Genomic DNA, 6,062 nt, shown 5'->3' on the forward strand with positions numbered 1-6,062 from the left:
AGTGTTTCTATAATTCGTGAAATTGGTCCCATCATCACCGCTTTAATTTGCGCCGGAAGAATTGGTTCAGGAATTGGTGCCGAATTAGGTTCCATGAAAGTAACCGAACAAATTGATGCGATGGAAGTTTCGGGAACCAATCCATTCAAATATTTAGTCATTACTAGAATTTTAGCGACTACCTTAATGTTACCGTTACTTGTAATCGTAGGCGATTTCATCGCTATTTACGGTTCGTATTTAGTGGAAAACATCAAAGGAAATGTGTCGTTTACCTTATATTTCAATCAGGTTTTTAATATTTTAGAATACAGCGATATTGTACCGGCTACCATCAAAACCTTCTTTTTTGGGTTTGCAATTGGTTTAGTGGGTTGCTACAAAGGCTATAACTGTAAAAAAGGTACGGCTGGCGTAGGAAAAGCAGCAAATGCAGCGGTAGTTTATACTTCGATGTTGCTTTTTATAATTGACTTTGTAGCGGTTTTTGTAACGAACATTTTTTACGATATGTAGCCATGACAACTCCAACTAAAAATGCGATTATCACTATCAAAGATTTGCACAAACAATTTGGCAGCAATGTGGTATTGAATGGTTTCGATTTGGAACTCTTTGAAGGAGAAAATTTAGTGGTAATGGGAAAATCGGGTTCGGGAAAATCAGTGATGATTAAATGTGTGATTGGCTTAGAGCAACCTGATAGCGGTTCGATTTTAGTCATGAATCAGGAAATCAACAAACTAGAACAAGAAGATTTAGACGAATTACGCACCGAAATCGGATTTCTATTTCAAGGAAGCGCGTTGTACGATTCGATGTCCGTTCGAGAGAATTTAGAGTTTCCGTTACGTCGTCACACCAAAAAATTTGGCGTTATTGAAGACACGACGCCTTTGGTTATGGAAGCTTTGGAAAGTGTTGGTTTAGCCCATGCGATTGATTTGATGCCGAACGAACTTTCGGGCGGTATGAAACGAAGAATTGCTTTAGCCAGAACCTTGATTTTAAAACCAAAAATCATCTTATATGACGAACCCACAACCGGTTTAGACCCGATTACGTCAAAAGAAATTGTACTTTTGATGAATTCGATACAAAAACAATATAACACGTCTTCGATTATCATTACGCATGATGTGGATTGTGCGAAAGTCATTGCCAATCGCATGATTTTATTGATAGACGGCGTTAATTATATAGAAGGAACGTTTGACGAATTAGCCAGTTCAACCGATCCAAAAGTGCAAGCATTTTTTAAATAGTTTTAGCAATGGAAAAATCAAATTCTCAAAAAATACAACTCGGAATCTTTGTTATCATCGGCACTTTAGTGTTCTTAGCCGCGATTTATTTTATTGGAAACAAGCAAAATATGTTTGGTAATACCTCACACTTGAAAGCTGTTTTTGTCAATGTAAACGGATTGCAACCTGGAAATAATGTTCGCTATGCCGGAATTGACATTGGAACCGTAAAAGAAATCGAAATGATTAACGACACAACTATCAGTGTACACATGATTATCGATAACAAAATTATGGAACACATCAAAAAGAATGCTATTGCTACCATTAGTTCCGATGGTTTGGTGGGCAACATGATTATCAATATTATTCCAGGAAAAGGAGCAGCGGAAAAAGTCGAAAATGGCGACACCATTCAATCCTATAGCCGAATTGGAACTGATGCGATGCTTGAGACTTTAAATGTAACCAATGAAAATGCCGCCATGTTAACCGCTGATTTATTAAAAATCACACAAGAAATCACACAAGGAAACGGAACCGTTGGGCTTTTGATACGAGATACACTTATGGCGCAAGATTTGAAAGCCACCATGAGTTATTTGCGACAAACTTCTAAAGGAACTTCAGAATCAGTTGCAAATTTGAACAAATTAATCACCGATTTAAACCGAAAAGATAACGTTATTGGTACTTTAAATGATACAGTAGTTGCTAATCGAATGAAGAAAATTATAATCAATTTAGAGAAATCAAGTACTGAAATTGATAAAGTAGTGACTAATTTAAATGCTACAATTACGAATGTAAAAGAAGGAAAAGGTGTGATAAATTACCTTTCAAATGATCCGAAATTAGTAAAACAAATTGATTCTACGATTACCAACATCAACAAAGCGAGCATCAAATTAAATGAAGATTTAGAAGCTTTAAAACACAATTTCTTGTTTAGAGGTTATTTTAAGAAACAAGCGAAGGAGAAAGCTAAAAACAAAACAAAATAAAAAAAGGCTGTCATTTTAAAGTGACAGCCTTTTAACTTTTAGAAATATTATCTGTGATATTCGGTAAATAGTTCACCTGTTACACCACTATCGTTTATTAACGTTTTAATTTTCATGAAATTAGCATTCAAAACTACTACTTTCGACATTTCTCCATCAATCTCTAAATCATCAGTTGTTTGGTCATAATAATATGCTCCTGTTGTTGAAGATGCTTCAATGGGAGTTGTTTCAGAATAATTCATAGCAGGAATCGAAACAGTTAAATACGCACTTATAATGTTACTATCATAAGTTCCATCAGATTTAAACTCCATAGTTCCCTCTGAGTCACCTTCTAAATTGGCATTCATTCCTGTGTAATTGGCTGTACCATACATTCTTCCTAATTGCCAAACACCTTCAATATTTGCAGATGTTTCGTCGCTATCTTCATCACCACTACATCCATTAAAAAATAAAACCGATAATAATAAAAAAGTTACCTTTAAAGAATTACTTAAAAATTTCATATTGTTAATTGTTTAGTTATTTATAGTTTTTCTTTCACCAAATTCATAACCAATTCAAATTGCTCTTTCTTACTTAGCGAAGAATTGTCAATTTCAATAGCATCTTCTGCTTTCACTAAAGGAGAATCTTCTCTGTGCGTATCGATATAATCGCGTTCTTCTACGTTTTGAAGTACGTCTTCGAATGTGATATATTGTCCTTTTTCTACTAATTCATCAAAACGTCTTTGCGCTCTGGTTTTAGAACTCGCTGTCATAAATAATTTCAACTCAGCATCAGGAAAAACAACTGTTCCGATGTCTCTTCCGTCCATTACAATGCCTTTGTCTTTACCCATGGCTTGTTGTTGCTCCACTAATTTGGCCCGAACTTCTGAAATTTCGGCAACTTTACTTACCATACGCGAAACTTCAATTGTTCTGATTTGAGTTTCTATATTTTCGTTATTCAAATACATTTCAGCAAATCCTAAAGCAGGATTGAATTGAAAACGCAAATTGATATTCGGCAATTGCGCCACCAAACCTGATGCATCTAAATGCGATTCCGAAACCAAATTGTGTTGCATCGCAAAATAAGCCACCGCACGATACATCGCGCCGGTATCTACATAAACATAGCCTAATGCTGCAGCCAATTGTTTAGCCAATGTACTTTTCCCTGTTGACGAAAAACCGTCTATTGCTATGGTAATTTTTTTCATATATTATGCCAAGAATGCGCTAAAGCGCTAAGTTTTTATTTTATTAATCTTATAAAATCATTTAATCCAGTTTTAGAAAAAAATTGTCCATTAATTGAGAATTTTTTTGAATTTATTAAATCTAATTTTATATCTATCATTTGATCATATTTATCTCCAAACAGCAACATAATATTGTTGTTAAAACATTGATTTTTAATCACTTTACTTCCTTTTATATCTTTAAAATTAATTTTATTTAAAGTAAAACCATAAATATTTTTAAAGTGAATATAATTTGAATCAAAATAAACAAAACACTTATAGAAATTAAACAAAAATAAAGTTATAAATATTACTATGATAAATTTCAAATTTTGAAGTTCTAATTCAAAGAAAAAATCAATTAACAAAACAATGATGAAACTAAAAATTATATTTAAAACAAATAAAATTACCAAATATCTAAAATCAGTTTCTAATTTTCTCATTTCTTGTTTCTTTCATCTTGCTTCTTGCTTCTTTTACTCCAAATCAATCATCAAACCAAATAAACTGGTATTGGCAGCAACAGTATATCTCGAATACGAATAATCAAATTTAACTTTTCCAAATCGCAATCCAAAACCAACTGATATTCCTGAGAAATTACGTTGTTCTAAAATTCGTAACTCTTCGCTTCTTCTAAAATTATATCCTAATCGAATATTAAAACCTTTCTCTGGGAATAATTCGGCTCCCAAAATTACATGTCGTAGAGCGTTATTAAAAAATGAAACTTTTTCTTCTTCCGAACCTCCATCTAAACTACCTTCTGCCCTATTTGGGTTGGAAAAAGCAATATTCCATTGTTGTAAATTTTCAAAAGTCATGTGCCAACGAATAGGTACATTTTCCATCAATTGCGAAATTCCAGCATCAATGGCTAAAGGCAATTTTTCATTCGTATCTTCGTATGGTTTGATTTGAAAACCTAAATTTCTAACCGTTAATCCGTAGTTGATATCATTGTCGTAATCCACATACAAAAATCCTAAATCTACAGCGGCTCCCCAAGAATTATAACTTTCTAAAGTAGATGAGATTAATTTGGCATTAGCTCCAACAAACATATCGGTCCAAGGAATATTATAGGCATATCCTACTGACAATGCGGCTTCACTTCCAGTAAAATCAGAAGTTAAATTTCCTAGCTCATCTCTTCCCTCAAAAGTTCCGTAATTAACATAACTTATTCCGGCATGAAACGTTTGCAAATGTCGGTCGTAAGTATAAGCATAAGCGGCTGTTCCGTAAGAAACTTCTCCAAAATAACTTCCATAATTTACCGATAATCTTTTGTGCATTTCGGCATTAATTGTTGCTGGATTATAAAACGCTTGATTTACGTCATAATCCACAACTGTAACCGTTTTTCCACCTAAAGCTGCTTGTCGTGGTGATTGTGCTAAGTTCAAAAACTGATATACTGCTTTACCTCCTATTTGGCTAAAAGACACAGCCGATAGTAGAAATGAGAGTAGTAATACGAGTTTTCTTAGCATTTTTTGGTGTTAATCTTACTTATAACGCAACTGCGAAGATAAAATTATATCGGTTAGGAAACAAAAAAAGAACTCCCAATAAATGAATTATTGAGAGTTCGCATTTTAATTGTTTTGAAATTACTTTTTAGTTTCTAAAACTTTAGCATTTTTCACCTTCTGATTTGTAATGGCGATGTCTAAAACTTCACTCATTCTGTCCACGTAATGGAACGTTAAACCTTCTATATAATCAGCTTTGATTTCCTCGATATCACGTTTGTTTTCTTTACACAAAATGATTTCTTTGATATTAGCTCTTTTGGCTGCTAAAATCTTTTCTTTGATTCCGCCAACTGGTAACACTTTTCCACGAAGTGTAATTTCTCCTGTCATGGCGATGTGTTTCTTTACTCGTTTTTGGGTGAAAGAAGACACCATTGAAGTCAACATGGCAATTCCGGCACTTGGTCCGTCTTTTGGAGTTGCTCCTTCTGGAACGTGAATGTGAATGTTGAAATTATTTAAAACTTCTGGATTAATTCCTAAAAATTCAGCGTTAGCACGTATGTATTCCAAAGCAATCGTAACCGATTCTTTCATAACCGTTCCTAAATTTCCGGTCATCGTCATCGCTCCTTTTCCTTTCGAAATTAAAGATTCGATAAATAAAATATCGCCACCAACTGATGTCCAAGCTAAACCAGTAACAACTCCAGCTACATCATTATTTTCATATTTATCGCGCTCCATACGTGGCGATTTCAATACTTCTAAAATATCAGCATCCGAAATTTTTACGTTATATGGTTCTTCCATGGCAATCGATTTTGCAGCATGACGCACCATTTGAGCGATTTTCTTTTCTAAACCACGAACACCTGATTCACGCGTGTAACCTACTACGATTTTTTCTAATTGCTTTTTACCTATTTGTAAATCTTTAGCGGTTAATCCGTGTTCTTTTAATTGTTTTGGTAACAAGTGTGTTTTAGCGATTTCCGTTTTCTCTTCAATCGTATAACCAGTCATCTCAATGATTTCCATACGGTCGCGTAGTGCTGGCTGAATGGTTGACAAACTATTTGAAGTA

At 34.0% G+C, this 6,062-nt stretch carries 8 protein-coding genes; 3 read left to right on the plus strand and 5 right to left on the minus strand.

The genetic code is table 11. The annotated features are described in order from the left end of the window. The 3 genes from L6Q46_RS12095 to L6Q46_RS12105 form a co-directional block, all read left to right on the plus strand. The coding region (locus L6Q46_RS12095; RefSeq protein ID WP_291284516.1) for an ABC transporter permease at positions 1–516 on the plus strand (516 nt) is incomplete at its 5' end. Positions 517–518: 2 nt separating this feature from the next. Further along, positions 519–1,265, plus strand: coding sequence for an ATP-binding cassette domain-containing protein (locus L6Q46_RS12100; protein ID WP_291284517.1), 747 nt, complete (start codon positions 519–521; stop codon positions 1,263–1,265). Between the two features lie 8 nt (positions 1,266–1,273). After that, positions 1,274–2,251 carry an MlaD family protein gene (locus L6Q46_RS12105; protein WP_291284518.1) on the plus strand — a complete coding sequence of 326 codons (978 nt, stop codon included), beginning with the start codon at positions 1,274–1,276 and terminating at the stop codon, positions 2,249–2,251. 47 nt (positions 2,252–2,298) lie between these two features. Here L6Q46_RS12105 and L6Q46_RS12110 read toward each other — a convergent pair whose 3' ends face one another. The 5 genes from L6Q46_RS12110 to L6Q46_RS12130 form a co-directional block, all read right to left on the minus strand. Beyond that, on the minus strand, positions 2,299–2,763 hold the full coding sequence (locus L6Q46_RS12110) for a hypothetical protein (protein WP_291284519.1): 465 nt from the start codon (positions 2,761–2,763) through the stop codon (positions 2,299–2,301). Positions 2,764–2,783: 20 nt separating this feature from the next. After that, positions 2,784–3,467, minus strand: a complete 684-nt coding sequence (gene cmk, locus L6Q46_RS12115; RefSeq protein ID WP_291284520.1) for a (d)CMP kinase — start codon at positions 3,465–3,467, stop codon at positions 2,784–2,786. Between the two features lie 35 nt (positions 3,468–3,502). Then, positions 3,503–3,937 (minus strand): hypothetical protein, encoded by a 435-nt coding sequence (locus tag L6Q46_RS12120; RefSeq protein WP_291284521.1) that lies wholly within the window; start codon positions 3,935–3,937, stop codon positions 3,503–3,505. A gap of 33 nt (positions 3,938–3,970) precedes the next feature. After that, positions 3,971–4,990 (minus strand): type IX secretion system protein PorQ, encoded by a 1,020-nt coding sequence (gene porQ / locus L6Q46_RS12125; protein WP_111567580.1) that lies wholly within the window; start codon positions 4,988–4,990, stop codon positions 3,971–3,973. A gap of 120 nt (positions 4,991–5,110) precedes the next feature. Next, positions 5,111–6,062 (minus strand): S16 family serine protease (locus L6Q46_RS12130; RefSeq protein ID WP_291284522.1); only part of this gene is annotated, 952 nt, incomplete at its 5' end.

The sequence above is a fragment of the Flavobacterium sp. genome (assembly GCF_023151265.1).
In the GTDB taxonomy this organism is placed as follows: domain Bacteria; phylum Bacteroidota; class Bacteroidia; order Flavobacteriales; family Flavobacteriaceae; genus Flavobacterium.